20 protein-coding genes are annotated in these 17,988 nt (G+C 63.1%); 8 read left to right on the plus strand and 12 right to left on the minus strand.

The window, feature by feature from the left end; translation table 11 throughout:
• Window positions 1-2 precede the first annotated feature (2 nt).
• Window positions 3-1,085, minus strand: coding sequence for a phenylalanine--tRNA ligase subunit alpha (gene pheS, locus CWB41_RS09130; RefSeq protein WP_115837003.1), 1,083 nt, complete (start codon window positions 1,083-1,085; stop codon window positions 3-5).
• A gap of 128 nt (window positions 1,086-1,213) precedes the next feature.
• Between pheS and greB the strand changes: the two genes are divergently transcribed.
• Window positions 1,214-1,756: a transcription elongation factor GreB gene (gene greB, locus CWB41_RS09135; RefSeq protein WP_115837002.1), complete on the plus strand. Its 543-nt coding sequence runs from the start codon at window positions 1,214-1,216 to the stop codon at window positions 1,754-1,756.
• A 52-nt stretch (window positions 1,757-1,808) separates the two neighbouring features.
• Here greB and CWB41_RS16280 read toward each other — a convergent pair whose 3' ends face one another.
• The 3 genes from CWB41_RS16280 to gluQRS form a co-directional block, all read right to left on the minus strand.
• On the minus strand, window positions 1,809-2,318 hold the full coding sequence (locus CWB41_RS16280; RefSeq protein WP_115837001.1) for a hypothetical protein: 510 nt from the start codon (window positions 2,316-2,318) through the stop codon (window positions 1,809-1,811).
• 185 nt (window positions 2,319-2,503) lie between these two features.
• The gene (locus CWB41_RS09145; RefSeq protein WP_115837000.1) at window positions 2,504-4,120 is read right to left on the minus strand and encodes a fumarate hydratase; all 1,617 of its coding nucleotides are present in this window, start codon (window positions 4,118-4,120) and stop codon (window positions 2,504-2,506) included.
• A 102-nt stretch (window positions 4,121-4,222) separates the two neighbouring features.
• On the minus strand, window positions 4,223-5,119 hold the full coding sequence (gluQRS, locus tag CWB41_RS09150; protein WP_181902973.1) for a tRNA glutamyl-Q(34) synthetase GluQRS: 897 nt from the start codon (window positions 5,117-5,119) through the stop codon (window positions 4,223-4,225).
• 186 nt (window positions 5,120-5,305) lie between these two features.
• On the opposite strand from gluQRS, the gene CWB41_RS09155 reads away from it, so the two are divergent.
• Window positions 5,306-6,001, plus strand: a complete 696-nt coding sequence (locus CWB41_RS09155; protein ID WP_115836999.1) for an alpha/beta hydrolase — start codon at window positions 5,306-5,308, stop codon at window positions 5,999-6,001.
• A gap of 47 nt (window positions 6,002-6,048) precedes the next feature.
• Here CWB41_RS09155 and CWB41_RS09160 read toward each other — a convergent pair whose 3' ends face one another.
• The 3 genes from CWB41_RS09160 to CWB41_RS09170 are packed head-to-tail and all read right to left on the minus strand — an operon-like array spanning window position 6,049 to window position 7,443.
• Window positions 6,049-6,354: an addiction module antidote protein gene (locus tag CWB41_RS09160; protein WP_115836998.1), complete on the minus strand. Its 306-nt coding sequence runs from the start codon at window positions 6,352-6,354 to the stop codon at window positions 6,049-6,051.
• 1 nt (window position 6,355) lies between these two features.
• Complete coding sequence (locus CWB41_RS09165) at window positions 6,356-6,649, minus strand: type II toxin-antitoxin system RelE/ParE family toxin (RefSeq protein WP_115836997.1); 294 nt, start codon at window positions 6,647-6,649, stop codon at window positions 6,356-6,358.
• 53 nt (window positions 6,650-6,702) lie between these two features.
• Window positions 6,703-7,443 (minus strand): methyltransferase domain-containing protein, encoded by a 741-nt coding sequence (locus tag CWB41_RS09170; RefSeq protein WP_115836996.1) that lies wholly within the window; start codon window positions 7,441-7,443, stop codon window positions 6,703-6,705.
• A 104-nt stretch (window positions 7,444-7,547) separates the two neighbouring features.
• Here CWB41_RS09170 and gloB point away from each other — a divergent pair, with 104 nt between their 5' ends.
• Together gloB and CWB41_RS09180 are read left to right on the plus strand one after the other, a co-directional pair.
• Entirely contained in the window at window positions 7,548-8,318 is a 771-nt protein-coding gene (gene gloB / locus CWB41_RS09175; RefSeq protein ID WP_115836995.1) for a hydroxyacylglutathione hydrolase, read from the plus strand.
• A 110-nt stretch (window positions 8,319-8,428) separates the two neighbouring features.
• Entirely contained in the window at window positions 8,429-10,147 is a 1,719-nt protein-coding gene (locus tag CWB41_RS09180; protein WP_115836994.1) for a bifunctional diguanylate cyclase/phosphodiesterase, read from the plus strand.
• Between the two features lie 13 nt (window positions 10,148-10,160).
• Here CWB41_RS09180 and phaR read toward each other — a convergent pair whose 3' ends face one another.
• Window positions 10,161-10,766, minus strand: a complete 606-nt coding sequence (phaR, locus tag CWB41_RS09185; protein WP_115836993.1) for a polyhydroxyalkanoate synthesis repressor PhaR — start codon at window positions 10,764-10,766, stop codon at window positions 10,161-10,163.
• Window positions 10,767-10,994: 228 nt separating this feature from the next.
• Between phaR and CWB41_RS09190 the strand changes: the two genes are divergently transcribed.
• A complete protein-coding gene (locus CWB41_RS09190) occupies window positions 10,995-12,170 on the plus strand; it encodes an acetyl-CoA C-acetyltransferase (protein ID WP_115836992.1) in 1,176 nt (391 codons plus the stop codon).
• A gap of 144 nt (window positions 12,171-12,314) precedes the next feature.
• Complete coding sequence (phbB, locus tag CWB41_RS09195) at window positions 12,315-13,040, plus strand: acetoacetyl-CoA reductase (RefSeq protein ID WP_115836991.1); 726 nt, start codon at window positions 12,315-12,317, stop codon at window positions 13,038-13,040.
• A gap of 50 nt (window positions 13,041-13,090) precedes the next feature.
• Here the strand turns inward: phbB and rpmF are convergent, their stop codons facing one another.
• Together rpmF and mtgA are read right to left on the minus strand one after the other, a co-directional pair.
• Window positions 13,091-13,279, minus strand: a complete 189-nt coding sequence (gene rpmF / locus CWB41_RS09200) for a 50S ribosomal protein L32 (protein ID WP_115837136.1) — start codon at window positions 13,277-13,279, stop codon at window positions 13,091-13,093.
• Window positions 13,280-13,442: 163 nt separating this feature from the next.
• Window positions 13,443-14,141: a monofunctional biosynthetic peptidoglycan transglycosylase gene (gene mtgA, locus CWB41_RS09205; protein WP_115837135.1), complete on the minus strand. Its 699-nt coding sequence runs from the start codon at window positions 14,139-14,141 to the stop codon at window positions 13,443-13,445.
• A 71-nt stretch (window positions 14,142-14,212) separates the two neighbouring features.
• Here mtgA and CWB41_RS09210 point away from each other — a divergent pair, with 71 nt between their 5' ends.
• On the plus strand, window positions 14,213-15,139 hold the full coding sequence (locus CWB41_RS09210) for a polyprenyl synthetase family protein (protein ID WP_115837134.1): 927 nt from the start codon (window positions 14,213-14,215) through the stop codon (window positions 15,137-15,139).
• The gene (locus CWB41_RS09215) at window positions 15,136-15,858 is read left to right on the plus strand and encodes a DUF1345 domain-containing protein (protein ID WP_115836990.1); all 723 of its coding nucleotides are present in this window, start codon (window positions 15,136-15,138) and stop codon (window positions 15,856-15,858) included. The genes CWB41_RS09210 and CWB41_RS09215 overlap by 4 nt, the downstream gene beginning before the upstream one ends.
• Before the next feature lie 9 nt (window positions 15,859-15,867).
• Here the strand turns inward: CWB41_RS09215 and CWB41_RS09220 are convergent, their stop codons facing one another.
• A complete protein-coding gene (locus tag CWB41_RS09220; protein WP_115836989.1) occupies window positions 15,868-16,392 on the minus strand; it encodes a hypothetical protein in 525 nt (174 codons plus the stop codon).
• Between the two features lie 183 nt (window positions 16,393-16,575).
• A complete protein-coding gene (ispG, locus tag CWB41_RS09225; protein ID WP_115836988.1) occupies window positions 16,576-17,868 on the minus strand; it encodes a flavodoxin-dependent (E)-4-hydroxy-3-methylbut-2-enyl-diphosphate synthase in 1,293 nt (430 codons plus the stop codon).
• Between the last annotated feature and the right edge of the window lie 120 nt (window positions 17,869-17,988).

A 17,988-nucleotide genomic window follows, 5' to 3' on the forward strand; every position in this document is an offset into this window, starting at 1 on the left:
GGTCAATTTGACAGGCCGCCAAGCAGCGAGGGAATATCGAGCGGCCGGAAGCCATAATGCTGCAGCCAGCGCACATCGGCGTCGAAGAAAGCGCGCAGATCCGGCATCCCGTATTTCAGCATGGCGATGCGATCGATGCCGATGCCCCAGGCAAAACCCTGATAGACTTCAGGATCGAGGCCGCAATTGCGCAGCACATTCGGATGCACCATGCCGCAGCCGAGAATCTCGAGCCAATCCTCGCCCTCGCCGAAGCGGATTTCGCCCGCCTTGCGCGCGCACTGAATGTCGACTTCCATCGACGGCTCGGTGAAGGGGAAATAGCTCGGCCGGAAGCGCATCTTCACGTTCGGCACTTCGAAGAACGCCTTGCAGAATTCGCTCAGCACCCATTTCAGATTGCCGAGATTGGCCTGCTTGTCGATGACGAGCCCCTCGACCTGATGGAACATCGGCGTATGCGTCTGGTCGGAATCGCAGCGATAGGTGCGGCCGGGGCAGATGACGCGGATCGGCGGGCGCTGAGTCAGCATGGTGCGTACCTGCACCGGGCTTGTATGCGTGCGCAGCAATTTGCGCTCGCCCGTCGCATCCGGTTTCAGGAAGAACGTGTCGTGCATCTCGCGCGCGGGATGATCCGGCTGAAAATTCAGCTTGGTGAAATTATAGTCGTCCGTCTCGATGTCCGGCCCTTCGGCGATGGCGAAGCCGAGGTCGGCGAAAATGGCCGCGAGTTCGTCCGTGACCTGCGAGATCGGGTGAAGACGGCCGAGATCGAGCGGGCTCGTATGCGCCGGCAGGGTGACGTCGAGTGTTTCGCTGGCGAGGCGCGTTTCGAGCGCGGCTTCCTTGAGCACGGCACGGCGCTCGGCGAGCGCGCCACTTACTTTGTCCTTCACGGCATTGATGACGGCGCCCTGCGCCTTGCGCTCGTCCGGCGCCATTTTGCCGAGCCCGGCCAGGAGGGCCGAGATCGAGCCCTTCTTGCCGAGGGCGCCGACGCGCACGGCTTCGAGCGCGGGCTCATCGGCGGCGGCCGCGACCGCCGCGAGAATTTCCTGTTCGAGCGCTGAAATATCGGACATGGCACATCGTTGGTTGCGGATGCGGCGCTTTTGCCATGCGGGGGCGGCGAAGTCTAGAAACGTCATGGATCGCCAAGCCCTTATGGATCGCCCTTGTCAGAGCCGGGGTTTGCGCCAACTATCCCTGTATGAGCAAAGCTTTCACCAAGGAAGACGACGCCGAGACGGACTTCGAGGATGAAGGCCTCGACGTTTTCAGTGGCCTGCCGAACTACATCACGCCGGAAGGTCTGCAGCGGCTGCGGGACGAATTTCGCCAGTTGCAGCAGCAGGAGCGGCCGAAAGTGGTCGAGACCGTCTCATGGGCCGCCGGCAACGGCGATCGCTCGGAGAACGGCGACTATATCTACGGCAAGCGCCGCCTGAGGGAGATCGACCGGCGGATGCGCTTTCTCCTGAAGCGCATCGAGAGTGCCGAGGTGGTCGATCCCGCCAAGCAAAGGGACAAGAGCCACGTCTATTTCGGCGCCACCGTCAGCTACCTGAACGGCGAGGGCGAGACAAAGACCGTTCGCATCGTCGGCATCGACGAGGCCCGCTCGGAACGCAATGAGATCTCGTGGATTTCACCCGTTGCCAAGGCACTGCTCAAGGCCGAGGAAGGCGACGAGGTCGAAGTGCGCACGCCGAAGGGCATCGACCGGCTGGAAATCACGAAAATCGCTTATTAACGCGATGCGGCCGGGAAAACCCGGCCGCGAATTTTTCTGACTGATGAGAAGGTTAGTGGTGGCCGCCGCCACCGCCGTGGCCACCGCCGCCGTGACCTCCACCGCCGCCATGACCGCCGCCGCCATGACCACCCCCGGGACGACCACCGCCGCCACCGGGACGACCGCCGCCGTGGCCGCCGCCAGGACCGTGGCCGCCACCGCCTCCAGGACGACCGCCACCCGGACGGCCACCCGGGCGCCCGCCGCCATGACCGCCGTGCCAGCCGGGCCGATAGCCCGGCGGACGCCCGCCGCGCCAACGCCAGCCGTGCCAGCCGTAACCGCCACCCCAGCCATAGCCCTCGTTGTAGCCATAACCGCACCAGTACCAGCCGCCGCCGTTCCAGCCGTTGTCGTACCAGCAATAATTGCGGCCGCCGAAGGCAAAGGCGCCGGCGATGCCAGCGACAATTCCGGCAGCAACGTCACCAGCATCCTGGGCTTGAACAGGTTGAGAGACTGAGAGCGTACCGGCGATAAACGGTACCGCCGCGAGAAGTGAAAGCTTTGAACGAAGCATTGTCCCACCATGTTGGAGAGCGAGGCCAGATCGAAACACGCCGTTACAGACGGGTCAATCCAGCCGAAGGACTAGGTATCATCCCGCCGCCGAATCTCAGCGTTGAATGCGAGATATACTATCTTTTGTGGAATGCGGCATCTTCGCCGTGCATCACCACACGTCTTGAACATGACAACAATGTTTCAGCCGAGGTGAAGTTCCTTGAAAAAATCATTCCCCTTGTCATCGATGACGATGAAAGCAGGAAAATCTTTTACTTCGATCCGCCAGATCGCTTCCATGCCGAGTTCCGGATAGGCGAGAACTTCGACTTTAGTGATGCAGTCCTGCGCGAGTTGCGCTGCAGCACCGCCGATCGAACCAAGATAGAAGCCGCCGTGTTTGGCGCAGGCATCGCGCACTTGTGAGGAGCGGTTGCCCTTGGCGAGCATCACCATCGAGCCGCCGGCCTCCTGGAAGTGATGGACATAGGAATCCATCCGGCCCGCTGTCGTCGGCCCGAAGGCGCCGGAGGCATAGCCTGCCGGAGTCTTCGCCGGCCCGGCGTAATAGATCGGGTGGTCCTTGAAATAATCCGGCAGCGGCTCGCCGCGTTCGAGCCGTTCGCGCAGCTTGGCATGCGCGAGGTCGCGCGCGACGATCACAGGCCCGCTGAGCGAGAGCCGTGTCTTGATCGGATATTGCGCCAGCGTCGCGAGAATTTCCGGCATCGGCCGCGTCAGGTCGATTTTGACAACATCGCCGCCGAGGTCGTCTTCCGCGATCGCAGGCAGATATTTGGCAGGATCGTGCTCCAGTTCTTCCAGAAACACGCCATCCCTGGTGATCTTGCCGAGCGCCTGGCGGTCGGCCGAACAGGAGACGCCGAGGCCGATCGGCAGCGAGGCGCCGTGACGCGGCAGGCGGATCACCCGCACGTCATGGCAGAAATATTTGCCGCCGAATTGCGCGCCGACGCCGAGCTGTTGGGTGAGCGCGAAAATCTCGGCTTCGAGCTCGAGATCGCGGAAGGCGTGAGCCTCGGCGCTGCCTGAGACCGGCAGCGTGTCATAGTAGCGCGTCGAAGCGAGCTTTACGGTCTTGAGGTTCAACTCCGCCGAGGTGCCGCCGATGACGATCGCGAGATGGTAAGGCGGGCAGGCGGCAGTGCCGAGCGTCAGGATTTTTTCTTTGAGGAATTCGACGAGCCGGTCATGCGTCAGCAGCGATGGCGTGCCCTGATAGAGAAAGGTCTTGTTGGCCGAGCCGCCGCCCTTGGCCATGAACAGGAATTTGTAGGCGTCCTCGCCCTCGCTGAAAATGTCGATCTGCGCCGGCAGATTGGTCTTGGTGTTCGTCTCCTCGAACATCGACAGCGGCGCGAGCTGCGAATAGCGCAGATTCTTCTTCTCGTAGGCGTTCCAGATGCCTTCGGCGAGCGCGGCCTCGTCGCCGCCCTCGGTGAAGACGAGGCGCCCTTTCTTGCCCATGACGATGGCGGTGCCGGTGTCCTGACACATGGGCAGCACACCGCCGGCGGCGATATTGGCGTTTTTCAGCAGGTCATAGGCGACGAACTTGTCGTTGGCGCTGGCCTCGGGATCGTCGAGGATTTTGGCGAGCTGGGCGAGATGGCCGGGCCGTAGCAGATGGTTGATGTCGATCATCGCCGCCTCGGCGAGGAGCCGCAGCGCCTCCGGATCGACGACGAGCATTTCGCGCGTGCCGAACTTTTCGATGCGCACGCCCTTGTCGGTCAATTTGCGATAGGGCGTCTCGTCCTTGGATGCGGGAAAGATCGGGGCGTAGTGGAACGTCATCGCGCGCTTTCGTTTTCTCACGGCACCGGCGGGGGCGCCTCGCTTCGGGCTGCTATACCAACCCCCGGACGTGGCGTCGATTCTGCGCCATTGTGGAAAAGTTCAAGGCACGAAGGCGAAGCTGCGCTTGTCGAGGCCGAGTTGAGCTTTGAGCTGGCCAGGCGTCAGGCCTTCCTGACGGAGCACGCGCAGCGATTTCGCCCGCAGGCTCTTCGAGAGTTTGCGGCCGGCCGCGTCGCGCAGAAGCTCGTGGTGGTGATAGTCGGGCGTCGGCAGATCGAGCAGGATTTGCAGCAGGCGGTGCAGACCTGTCGCCATGAACAGATCCTCGCCGCGCACGACATCCGTCACACCTTGCAGCGCGTCGTCCACGACGACCGCGATGTGATAGCTCGCGGGCACATCCTTGCGGGAGAGAATCGTGTCGCCCCACAGGGCGGGCTGCGCCGTGACGAGGCGCGGCTCGCTGCCGCCGCCATATTCACGCCAGTCGACGGGCCGGCGCAGTTCTTTCAGCGCGCGTGCCATGTCGAGCCGCCAGGCGGCGGGTTGGCCGGCGTCGAGACGGCGTTGGCGCTCCGCGCGGGAAAGGTGTCGGCAGGTGCTGGGATAGAGCGGCGAATCGTCCGGGTCGCGCGGCCAATCGGCCCGCTCCGAGGTGGCCGTCACAACATCCGCGCGCGAGCAGAAGCAAGGGTAGACGAGGCCGCGCTTCTCCAGGCTCGCCAAGGCTTCACGATAGGCGTCGAAATGTTCCGACTGCCGCCGCACCGGCTGTTCCCATTTGAGGCCGAGCCACGCGAGATCCTCGTAGATCGCCTGCTCGAACTCCGGCCGGCAGCGTTCGAGATCGATATCCTCGATCCGCAGCAAAAGCTTGCCGCCCGTCCCCAGGGCCATCTCGTGGTTCAGGAGCGCCGAGAAGCCGTGGCCGAGATGCAGATAGCCATTCGGCGACGGGGCGAAGCGGAAGGCGCGCGAGATATAGGATCGTGTCATCGGCCGGCGGGACTCATCGCTGCGGCTGCATGGTGTTAGCTGGTACACCACCAGCATGACATGCCCTAGAACAAAAATGGGGTCACAACATGCCCGCGCAAGACTTGATGCCAGAGCAAGGCTTGCCATCCGCAGTCCTTTTCTGCAGAAAAGCGCGGCCCGCTGCCGGCTCAATTGGAATTTCGGATGGCTGCCGCCCTCGACGGTCCCCGCCTCGCGCCCAACGGCCGGGCAAAACAGCTTGTCGTCTTCCTGCACGGCTATGGCGCCGATGGCGGCGACCTGATCGCCATCGGCCAGCAATGGCAAAGCTTTCTGCCCGATACGGCATTCGTCGCGCCGAATGCGCCGGAGCCCTGCGGCCAGGCGCCGATCGGACGGCAATGGTTCGCGCTCACCATGCGCGACGAGAAAGAGCTATGGCCCGGCGTCAATCGCGTCCAGCCGGTTCTCGACGCCTTTCTTGATGCGGAACTCGCGCGCTACGGCCTGAGTGATGATCGGCTGGCGCTCGTCGGTTTCAGCCAGGGCACCATGCTGGCTCTCCATGCCGGTCTGCGCCGCAAACGGGCGTCGGCGGCGATCCTCGGCTATTCGGGCCTGCTCGTCGGGCCCGAGCATCTGGCCACGGTGCAGGCGCGGGATGCCCAGGGCCGGCCGCCGCCGATCCTGCTGGCGCATGGCGATCAGGACGAGGTGATCCCGGTCGACGCCATGTTCGTCGCGGCGGAGCAATTGGCCGAAGCCGGCATCCCGGTGCAATGGCATTTGGCGCCGGGGGTTGGCCACGGGATCGATGGCGGCGGCCTGCTGCACGGCGGATTGTTTCTGGCGAAATCCTTCGGCCTCAAATTGCCGCCGGCGACCGCGCCCCGGCGCTAATCTATTTTCGCTCTCGCCGAAGTTCGATGGTCAAATGCGGGCGGAGGCTACGCCGCCTCGATCTCGCTTCCGACAGGCTTGGCTTCAAGACGAACGCCAAACGCATTGAGAACCTTGACGACGGTGCTGAACTCGGGGTGTCCGTCGGGGGAGAGCGCACGATAGAGACTCTCTCTGGAGAGCCCAGTTTCCCGTGAGAGTTCTGTCATCCCCCGAGCCCGAGCCACATCCCCGAGCGCAGCAGAAATAACCTGCGGATCACCATCCTCGAATGCGGCCTCAAGATATTCCGCGATCGCCTGAGAGGAATCGAGGTGTTCGGAAGCGTCCCATGGGCGTGTTTTAAGTGACATGTCAGTCCTCTAGCTGCGATGCCAGCTCCTTGGCTTTTCCAATATCAGCGGCTTGTGAGCTTTTGTCGCCGCCGCAGAGCAAAACAACAAACACCAGGCCGCGTTGAACGTAATAAACCCGGTAACCTGGACCATAAGAAATCCTGAGTTCGCTGATGCCATGGCCCACCGGCTTCACATCACCCGGATTTCCCAGTGACAATCGGCGAATGCGAATGGCGATCCGGGCTTTGGCGCGCTGATCCTTCAGCGAATCGAACCAGTCTGAGTAGGTCTCGGTTTGCCGAATTTCCATTTATCTGTAGCCTATAAGCTACAATGCTTCCGCTGTCAATTTTCTTGTTGGTTTTAGCCCGGCGCGATTCCGGCGGGACGCGTGCCGAGCACCTGCGGTAGCGGCTGCAAGGCAGGCGCGGCGCGGCGCAGGCCGACGGGGCGGTAGAGCTGCTTCTCGGCTTCGACGAAGAGGACGCCGGCGCCCGGCAACGCGAGTTTGGCGCCGATCTTCTCGAACAAGGGCGCCGAGCGGAGAACCAGCTTGCCCTCGAAGGGCGCGAAATAGAGCGCCTCACCCCATTGCGTCGGCGAGAACAGGGCATCACGCATCAGGTCGCGCAACTGGCTGCGCGAATAGGGCTGGCCGTTGCCGAAGGGCGTTGTGTCGAGCTGCGCCCAGAGGCCGGCGCGGCGCGGCGCGATGGCCAGCATCCGGCCGCCCGGCGTCAGAATGCGCCAGATCTCCGCCAACAGGTCGCGCGGATGCTCGGCGGTTTCGAGCGCATGGACCACAAGCACCCGGTCGATGCAGGAATCCGGCAGGGGCATCATACCGGTTTCGATGAGCGCCGAGGCGGAAGGGCCGGGTACAGGCCAGTTTATCACGCCTTGCTCAGCCGGCATGAAGGCCAGCAGCCGCAGGGCGTCGCCGCGGAACATTTCGAGGTAGGGCGCGGCATAGCCGACCCCGAGGATCGATTGACCGACGCAACTTGCGAAACGGGCGCGGACCACCTCGCCGACAAAGCGCTGCGTCGCCCTTCCGAGGGGGGAATCGTAGAAGCTGCGCAGATCGACGACATCGAGCGTCATGGGGCCTTCCTCGCATACCGGCGCGGCTCGCGGAAAGCCCTTTTCGCGCTATAAGTTGGGTCTGCCTCGCCGGCATGGCGGGGCGTGGTTAAAAAGCAGGCTCCATGGCTCTCGAAATCGAACAATTCCTCTGCCTCAGCGACAATTTGGGCGTGCTGGTGCACGATCCCGCGACCGGCGCCACTGCAGCAATCGATGCCCCGGATGCGGCGCCGATCCTCGCGGCTCTCGAAGCGCGGGACTGGGCGCTCTCCGATATTCTGCTGACCCATCATCACGCCGATCATGTTCAGGGCGTGCCGGCGCTCAAGGCCGCCTTTCCAGACGTGCGGGTCAGCGGCCCGGCGCTCGAGGCCGAAAAGATAGGCACGCTCGACCGGGAATTGTCCGACGGCGACAGTGTGATGATCGGCACCCATGAGGCCAAAATATTGGCCGTGCCGGGCCATACGCTCGGCCACATCGCCTATTGGTTCGCCCAGGACAAGCTCCTGTTCGCTGGCGACACCCTGTTTGCGATGGGCTGCGGGCGTGCCTTCGAGGCCCCGCCTGCGGTGCTCTACCAGTCGCTTTTGAAACTCGCATCGCTGCCGGACGATACGCAGATCTATTGCGGGCATGAATATACGCTCGCCAATGCCCGCTTCGCTCTCAGCGTTGATCCCGAGAACGCCGCCTTGCGCCGCCGCGCTGAGGCCGTCGCGGCGGAACGCGCAGAGGGCCGGCTGACCTTGCCGACCCAGCTCGGGCTCGAACGGGCCACCAATCCGTTCCTGCGCGTCGGCGAGCCCGCCATACAGCAAAGCCTTGGGTTGAAAAATGTTGCGCCCGCCGAAGCCTTCGCGGCGCTGCGGGAAGCCAAAAATCGCGCCTGAAGGGCTCTGTTTCCCCCCAGTCTCTGCGATGGGTTGCACCTCTCGTTAACGCGGCACGAATAAGTTGCTCTCCGCGACTGGCGCTGGCCGCGCGGCAAGGGGAAATTGTCATGGCGGACGGAATTGAGCCGGACACGACGCAGGCGGCGCCGGAAGCGGACCCCCGCACGATCCTGACGCGTATCGGCAAGGCCGTTTACGATTGGGATATCGTCTCGGACAGCCTGGTCTTCGGGCCGAACACTGCGGATATCGTCGAATTTGCCGAATTCGCCAAGGCGCAGACCGGCCAGGCCTATGCCGAATTTCTCTCGCCGGAGAGTGGTGGTTCGCGCTTTGCCGCGATCATCGGCTCGACGGAGCGCGATAGTGGCCGCGGTGTCGCTTTTCATGTCATTTACGGCCTGAAGAGCAAGGCACTCGGCCGGGGCCAGATGCCGACCGTGTGGATCGAAGATGTGGGGCGCTGGTTCGCCGGCGCCGATGGGCGCCCCGCCCATGCGCATGGGCTTGTGCGCGTCATGGCCGATCGTGACGAGATCGAGGGCAAGGCGCTGATGCAATCGCGCTGGGATACCTTGACCGGGGCAGTGAGCCGTGGCCATTTCGTCGTCAGGCTTTCGGAGATTCTGGCGGATCATGGGCAGGAGGGCCGTGTCCGTGCGATTCTGCTGGTCGCGGTCGACGAACTTGCGCGCCTCAACGAGGTCTATGGCTATGATCTCGGGGATGAATTCATCGCCGCGGTGGCGGCGCGGCTACGCCTCAACTTGCGCGGCAGGGAGCTTTTCGCCCGCTATTCCGGCAATATTTTCGCTGTCCTGCTCGAGGCTTGCAATGCCGAGCAGATGAAGATTGCGGCGGGGCGAATCGAGGCGGCGTTCGACTCGGCGCCTGTCGAGACCACCAAAGGCCCGATCAAGGCGGCGATCCGCATTGGCGGGTTGGAGATCGCGCAGGACGAAAGCTCCGGGGCGGCCGTGCTACGCGCCGCCGAGCGGGCGCTGGAAGCGACCCAGGCCGCCACCGATTCGCGGCCTGCACCCGTATTTCGTCTCCCAGAAGCGGCGCCGCGGAGCCTGGGCATGTCGCAACAGATCATCGACGCGCTCAACCAGTCGCGGCTTCTGCTGGCACTCCAGCCGGTTGTCGATGCCAGGACGGGTGGGGTGAGGTTTTACGAGGTTCTGGCGCGGCTCGATAGCGAGGAGGGCACTCTCATTCCGCCGGGGGCAATCATTCCGACGGCGGAAGAAGCTGGCCTCATCCATCTCATCGACCAGCGCATGCTCGATCTCACCTTCGCCGAACTGGAGAGCGTCCCGGCGCTGCGCCTCGCCGTCAATGTCTCAGGCCAAACGCTGCACGGGAAGGATTGGGCGGAACGCCTGCTGGCGCTCAGCGCCCGTCACAAATCGGCGGCGCAACGATTGATCGTCGAAATCACTGAAACCTGTGCGGTGCATGACCTCGATGCAACGCGCAAGATCATCGGCCTGATCAAGGGTTGCGGCGCGCAAGTCGCGATGGATGATTTCGGCTCGGGTCACACCTCGTTCCGTAACTTGCGGCAATTGCCGCTCGACTTCCTGAAGATCGACGGCGCCTTCGTGCAGAATCTGGCGACGTCGGAGGATGACCGCTTTTTCGTCCGCACGCTGATCGATCTCGCCTGCCACCTCAAAATTCCGACTGTCGCGGAATGGGTGGAAGATGCGCAATCGGCCGCGCTGCTGGCCGAATGGGGCATCGATTACCTGCAAGGCTTTTTCCTGGGTGCGCCGCAAGTCGCGCTCCACCCGTTCTCGAAGCTCACCGCAGCGAACTGAACCTTACGCCGCGTCACTCTTTCGGCGTAAGTTTCTCCAGCCGCTGCTGCAACTCATCGAGCTGGCGCTTCATCTCGTCAAGATCGGGCTTGGTGCCACCCTCGGCCGCTGGCTGCTCCGTGCCAGTCAAGGGCTGCTTTGCGCCGCTGAAAGGCGAGAACATCGTCAACGCCTGACTGAAGAGCGCCATGTTCTTGCGGGTCTGCTCTTCGAGCGAACCGAACATCTGGCGCGTCGGTGCGGTCAGCGGTGAGACGCCGAGCGCGTTATCGAATTGCTCGCGGAACTTATGCGGGTCGTTGGTCAGCTTGTCGATCGTGAATTCGAGATAGCTCGGCACCAGCATCTGAATGCTGTCGCCATAGAAGCGGATGAGCTGGCGCAGGAAGGCGACGGGCAGCAGGCTTTGGCCGTTCTTGCCCTCTTGCTCGAAGATGATCTGGGTCAGGACCGACCGGGTGATCTCTTCGCCTGTCTTGGCGTCATAGACCACGAAATCCTCACCCCGCTTGACCATCTCGGCGAGGTCTTCGAGCGTCACATAGGCGCTGGTGCCTGTATTGTAGAGGCGACGATTCGCATATTTCTTGATCGTGGTGGGCTGCTTGTCGTTAGCCATTCGGATAACCACCCCTCAATAAAAAAGATCAACGTCAAACACGTCTGCAACAGCCGCACTCTAAGAAGCATAAGCGTTTTATTGCCTTGCGAAAACGAAATTCTCATTGGCCGAAAGGATGATCGGAGATTTTCTTGACGGCTCCAACCCGGAAATGCAGAGAATGGTTTACACGCGGAGAGCCCGGCGTGTCAGCGAGGGCGGAGCATTGCCCGAGGAGAGTTAGTCATGTCGCGCGAGATCGTCATCGTCGGAGCGGCGCGGACCGCCGTCGGAGCTTTTAACGGCGCTTTTGCAAATATTCCGGCGCACGAGCTTGGCGCGGCCGTGATTACTGCTGCACTGCAGCGTGCCAAGGTTTCACCGGACGAGGTCGATGAAGTGATCCTCGGTCAGGTGCTGTCGGCCGGCGAGGGTCAGAACCCGGCCCGGCAGGCGGCGATAAAGGCTGGCGTGCCGAAGGAGAAGACCGCCTGGGGACTCAATCAGGTGTGCGGCTCGGGCCTGCGTGCGGTTGCGCTCGGATTGCAGCAGATCGCCAACGAGGACGCCAAGATCATTGTCGCCGGCGGCCAAGAGAGCATGTCGCAGTCGCAGCATGTCGCGCATCTGCGCAACGGCACGAAGATGGGCGACGTCAAGTTCATCGACTCGATGATCAAGGACGGGTTGACCGACGTCTTCAATAATTACCACATGGGTATCACCGCGGAAAACGTCGCCGCCAAATGGCAGATCAGCCGCGAGGAGCAGGACAAGTTCGCGCTCGGCTCTCAGAACAAGGCCGAGGCGGCGCAGAAGGCCGGAAAATTCGCCGACGAGATCACGCCCTTCACCGTGTCGACGCGCAAGGGCGATATTGTCGTCGACAGCGACGAATATATCCGCGCCGGAACCACGCTCGAGGGCCTCACGAAATTAAAGCCGGCCTTCCAGAAGGACGGGACGGTGACGGCCGGGAACGCCTCGGGCATCAACGACGGTGCGGCGGCGCTGGTCATCATGACGGCGGACGAGGCGCGTGCGCGCGGCTTGACGCCGCTGGCGCGCATCGCTTCCTGGGCGACAGCCGGGGTCGATCCAGCGCTCATGGGCTCGGGCCCGATTCCCGCCACTCGTAAGGCGCTCGAAAAGGCCGGTTGGAAGGTGAAGGATCTCGATCTCGTCGAGGCCAACGAAGCTTTCGCCGCTCAGGCTCTTGCCGTCAACAAGGACCTCGGCTGGGACCCGGCCATCGTCAACGTCAATGGCGGCGCCATCGCGATCGGTCATCCGATCGGCGCTTCGGGCGCGCGCATTCTCGTGACCCTGCTCCATGAATTGCAGCGGCGCGGTGCCCACAAGGGCCTCGCGACCCTGTGCATCGGCGGCGGCATGGGGATTGCTCTCGCTATTGAGCGCTGAGCGGGCGGGCAATGTTGCTTTCGATCAATGTCACGTGCGGCCTAAGGCAGAATATTCGAGTGTGCGAAAAGCAGCTAAGAAATTCTCACAAAATGGCTTCATAAGAGCGCCCGGCTCAGTGGCGTCGATTAGGGAAGGAAGCACATGGCACGCGTGGCGGTGGTAAGTGGTGGCACGCGCGGAATCGGCGCGGCCATCAGCAAGGCGCTGGCGAAGGCGGGGTATCGCGTCGCCGCCGTTTACGCGGGCAATGACGAGGCGGCCGCCAAATTCAAAAGCGAAACCGGCATCCCCGTCTACAAATGGGATGTGTCGGATTACGAGGCCTGCGCCGCCGGGCTCGCCAAAGTGACCAGCGATCTCGGCCCTGTCGAAATCCTTGTCAACAATGCCGGCATCACCCGCGACACCATGCTTCACAAGATGAAGCCGGAGCAATGGTATGGCGTCATCAACACCAATCTCAATTCGCTCTTCAACATGACCCGGCCGGTGATCGAAGGTATGCGCGAGCGCGGCTTCGGCCGCATCGTCAACATTTCCTCGATCAACGGACAGAAGGGCCAGATGGGACAGTCGAATTACGCGGCCTCAAAGGCGGGCGATATCGGCTTCACCAAATCGCTGGCGCAGGAAAATGCCAAGAAGGGCATCACCGTGAACGTCATCGCGCCAGGCTATATCGCGACGGAAATGGTGAAGGCGGTGCCGAAGGACGTGCTGGAAAAGACGATCCTGCCGCAGATCCCGGTCGGCCGGCTGGGCGAAGTCGAGGAGATCGCGCGCGGCGTGCTCTTCCTCGTCGCGGATGAAGCCGGCTTTATCACCGGCGCGACGCTGACCATCAACGGCGGCCAGATCATGGTCTGACCGCACTTCCCTCTCCCGCAAGCGGGGAGAAGGAATGAAAGCGACGCGGCTTATTCTTCCGCCGTCTTCGGCGTCAGCACCTGACGGCCGCGATACATGCCGCTCTTGAGATCGATGTGATGCGGACGGCGCAACTCGCCAGAGTTCTTGTCCTCGACATAGGTCGGCGCCTTGAGGGCATCCGCCGAGCGGCGGAAGCCGCGCTTCATCGGGGAGGTTTTCCGCTTCGGAACGGCCATTGTCAGCTCCAGAAATAATAAGGCCGGCAAGCTGCCGGCGAATGGGTTGAAGGGCTGATACACACAAACTGGCGTTTTGGCTATCCCCAAAATCGCCGGCGCCTCGCGCGGTCCCCAATCTCTCCATATAATCTAATATATTCATGTAGTTGAGGCAATGTCGTCACCTGACGCAAGCGAGATTGGTCTGGCCAGCCCTGACGCGCGCCTCGACAATGCGGGCATGGATCGCGACATGCCGGTTCGGCTTCAGCACTTTGCGGCGATGCGGATCGGGCAGGACGGCGGCGAGCAGCGCCGCCTGGTGCAGGGCGAGCGCGGCCGCGGGCTCATGAAAATAGAAATTGGCGGCGGCCTCGGCACCGAAGAGGCCGTCGTCGCCCCATTCGGCGATGTTGAGGTAGATTTCCAGGATGCGGCGCTTCGGCCAGACAAAATCGAGAACGAGCGCGAGCGGGATTTCCAGCGCCTTGCGGATGTAGGAGCGCCCGGGCCAGAGAAAGAGGTTCTTGGCGACCTGCATTGTGATCGTCGAGGCGCCGCGGGAAGCTCCGCCGATGCCGTTATCGTCGATGACCTCGCGCATGGCGCCCCAATCGACGCCGTGGTGGTGGCAGAAATGCGCGTCCTCGGAGGTGACGACGGCGGCGCGCAAAGCTTCCGATATGCCGGAAAGCGGCACCCATTTCTGATCAACCTTCTCGTGCAGGAGCATCCGTCCGAGTATCAGGGTCGAGACGGGGTTGACGAACCGATAGGCGATGACGAGGCCGGCAAAGACCAGAAGAAGCAGCAAAATCAGCCGTGCGCCCCAGCGCGCGGCGGCGCCAGCGGCCTGAAAAAGACGGGGATTTCTCGCCATCCGCGAGCCTTGACCGATCTTCCGCAATGGGGCAAGCGGAACGGCGCAATCGGCTCAGAGGCAGGGATAATATGACGGACGCGGTGGCACAGGAATTTCAAACGCGATTGTCTTACGTCGCCGATGCCACCGAGCGGATGCTGGACCAGCTCTTGTCCGAAAGGGCGCTGCCGGGGGAGACTTTCCGGCCCGCGGCCTTTCTCGGCGCCATGCGCTATGCGAGTCTGGGCGGCGGCAAGCGGCTGCGGCCATTCTTGCTGATCGAGACGGCGCGGCTCTTCGGGATCGAGAACGAGGGTGTCCTGCGCGCCGGTGCGGCTCTGGAAATGATCCATTGCTATTCACTGGTGCACGACGATCTGCCGGCGCTCGACAATGACGACCTGCGCCGCGGCCGCCCGACCACCCATAAGGCCTACGATGAGGCGACCGCGATTCTCGTCGGTGACGCTTTGTTGACCTATGCCTTCGACGTCACCGCCGATCCGGCGACGGACGCCGATCCCGCGATCCGCGCCGAACTGGTGCTCGCGCTCGCCCGCGCGGCCGGCATCGGCAACATGGTCGGCGGCCAGGTGATGGACCTTGAAGCCGAGACATCGACCGAGCCGCATTCGGCGGAAGACGTCATTCGGCTGCAATCGATGAAGACAGGCGCTCTGCTGCATTATGCGGTCGAGGCCGGGGCGATCTTCGCGCGCGCCGACGCCAGGGCGAAAGCGGCGCTGTCGCATTATGGCAAGGCGCTTGGCGCCGCGTTTCAGGTCGCTGACGATATTCTCGATGTCGAAGCCGACGAAGAAGCGCTCGGCAAGCGCGCTGGCAAGGACGCCGGCCGCAACAAGGCGACGCTTGTCGCCGCGCTCGGCCTCAAGGCTGCCCGCAAGCGCCGCGACGCGCTGGCGCAAGAGGCCATCGCGGCGCTTAGTTCTTTCCCGGATGAGAAAGCCGCGATCCTGAAGGAGGCGGCGCGTTTTGCCGTCGCGCGGAAGAATTGACGGACGCACCCACTCCCCCGGACGCACCAGCCCGCCGCCGCCGCATCGCGTTGCCGGTTCGGATCGTGCGGGCGCGGCCGCGCCTGTTCATCTGCCTTGCGCTCGGGATCTTGGCCGGGTTGCTGCTGCCGAATGACTGGCGCGCCATCACCCGCGCTCTGATCAGCTGGAATTTTGCGATATTCCTCTATTTCATCGCCGTCGCGGCGATGGTGATCTCGGCCGATCAAAGCTCAATGGCGCGCCGCGCGGCGGAGCAGGACGACGGCCGCTTCACCATATTGGTTTTCACTGTCGTCGCCGCCGCCGCCGCCTTCGGCGCCATCTTCTACCAATTGCTGCTGGTGAAGGACGTGCATGGGCTGCAGCGCGCGTTTCACCTCGTACTCGCCGCTGCGACCGTGACCAGCGCCTGGGCCTTCATCCATGTGATGTTCGCGCTGCATTACGCCAGCGAATGCTTTTCCGAGCGTGAATTGAAAAGCTCGCCGGCAGCCAAGTCACATAGCGGACTGCGTTTTCCGGGGGACGAGACGCCGGACTATTTCGATTTTTTCTATTTTTCCTTCGTGATCGGCGTCGCCTGCGCGACCGCCGACGTCAACATCACATCGCGGACGATCAGACGCACAGCGACGCTCCACTGCATCCTGGCCTTCTTCTTCAACAGCGCGGTTCTGGCGCTGACCGTCAATATTGCGGCGGGGCTCGTGGGCTAGGCGATCGGCCTAGCGCGGCGGGTAGGGATGGCCGAAGGGGAAGCCGGAATCATCGTCATCCTCATCGCTATCGCCAGCCGGGCCATAATAGCCGGCGAAGAAGGGCGTGCCGACGCCGTCGACCGGATTATAGACGCCGTAGGAATAGGCGTTGTTCGGCGCCTCCATCTCCCAACCATAGGTGCGCACAGCCTGGTCACGCGCTGCGGCGATGACCGGCGGCACGGCCCACGGCGGCGATGCGTTGCGCATGTGATAGTGCCAGGCGCCGACGCGATATTGATAGGGCAGGGGATAGAAGCCGAGGCCGCCGTGCGGGTCGCCGACAAGCTCCTGATAATGTCCATATTTGGAATAGACCTTGCCGGGCTCCATGACCCCGACCGACATGCCGCCGACATTGCGATGATGGCTATAATGCTGGCTGACGTGCTGGCTGTGATGGTGGTGCCGGGTTGCCGTCTGGGCATCCGCAGGGCCGAAGGCCAGCGTCACGACGCCAGCGAAAATGAAAGAAACCAGGCCCTTGCGCATCGGCGGAACTCCATGCGGTCAATTCAGGCCGCTTCTGGCGGTAATCTCTCCGCCGGCTCTTAATATAGTCTTCCGTCCCGCCCCTGCCGCCCATGCGCCAGATCAAAAGCGCGCCAGAACAGCGTGATCTGGGCAAAACTGCGCAAATCTTTTTGATCGCATTTTAGGGAACGCAGCGGCGACTCACTCCGCCGCGTCTTTGGCGCCGCCGAAGCGGCGCTCGATATAATCCTGCACCATGACTTTGAATTCGGCGGCGATACCTTCGCCGCGCAGGGTCACGACCTTCTTGCCGTCGACGAAGACGGGAGCGGCCGGCGTCTCGCCGGTGCCGGGCAGCGAAATGCCGATGTCGGCATGTTTGGATTCGCCCGGCCCGTTGACGATGCAGCCCATCACCGCGACGTTGAGCGTCTCGACGCCGGGATAGCGGGTCTTCCAGTTGGGCATTTCCTCGCGGATATAGGTCTGAATGTCGCGCGCGAGCTCCTGGAACACGGTCGAGGTCGTGCGACCACAGCCGGGGCAGGCGGCGACGAGCGGGACGAAGGTGCGAAAACCCATCGTCTGCAGAATTTCCTGCCCGACCTTGACTTCAATCGTGCGATCGCCGCCGGGCTCGGGCGTCAGCGAGATGCGGATCGTATCGCCAATGCCCTGCTGCAGCAGCACGCCGAGCGCGGCGGACGAGGCGACGATGCCCTTCGAGCCCATGCCGGCCTCGGTGAGGCCGAGGTGGATCGCATAATCGCTGCGTTGCGCGACCATCTGATAGACCGTGATCAGATCCTGGACGTTGGAGACCTTCGCCGAGAGGATGATGCGGTCGCGGCCGAGGCCGATTTCTTCCGCCCGCGCGGCGGAGAGCAGGGCGGATTGCACCATCGCCTCGCGCGTCACGGCGCCGGCGTCGAGCGGCCGGGGCGAGTTGGCGTTCTCATCCATCAGCCGAGTCAGCAGCTCCTGATCGAGCGAGCCCCAATTGGCGCCGATCCGCACCGCCTTGCCGTTCTCGATGGCGCATTCGACCATCGAGGCGAACTGGGTGTCGCGCTTGTCCTTGAAGCCGACATTGCCGGGATTGATGCGATATTTCGCGAGCGCCTCGGCGCAGGCGGGATGATCGGCCAGCAGCTTGTGGCCGATATAATGAAAGTCGCCGATGAGCGGCACGTCGACGCCCATCCGATCGAGCTTCTCACGGATATGCGGCACCGCCGCCGCTGCTTCGTCGCGATCGACGGTGATGCGCACGAGCTCCGAACCGGCACGGGCCAGGTCGGCGACCTGCTTCACCGTCCCGGCGATATCGGCGGTGTCGGTGTTGGTCATCGACTGGACGATGATCGGGCCACCGCCGCCAACGATGATCGCGCCCTTGCCCGAGCCGACCCTGACGCCCACCGAATGGCGGCGCGGCGCCGGGCCGCTGGCGAGGACGGTGGAGGGATCGATCGCGGTCAATGTCTCGGACATGAAAACCTTCTTTGCTTGCTGCCGGCGCGATTATCTACCCAGCGCCTTAACGTGACCCCCTCGTGACGGCAGATCACGGGAGTGGTGCTTAAAATTGCCGCAGCCGTCAAGCGGCGACCG

The organism is Methylovirgula ligni (genome assembly GCF_004135935.1).
GTDB lineage: Bacteria > Pseudomonadota > Alphaproteobacteria > Rhizobiales > Beijerinckiaceae > Methylovirgula > Methylovirgula ligni.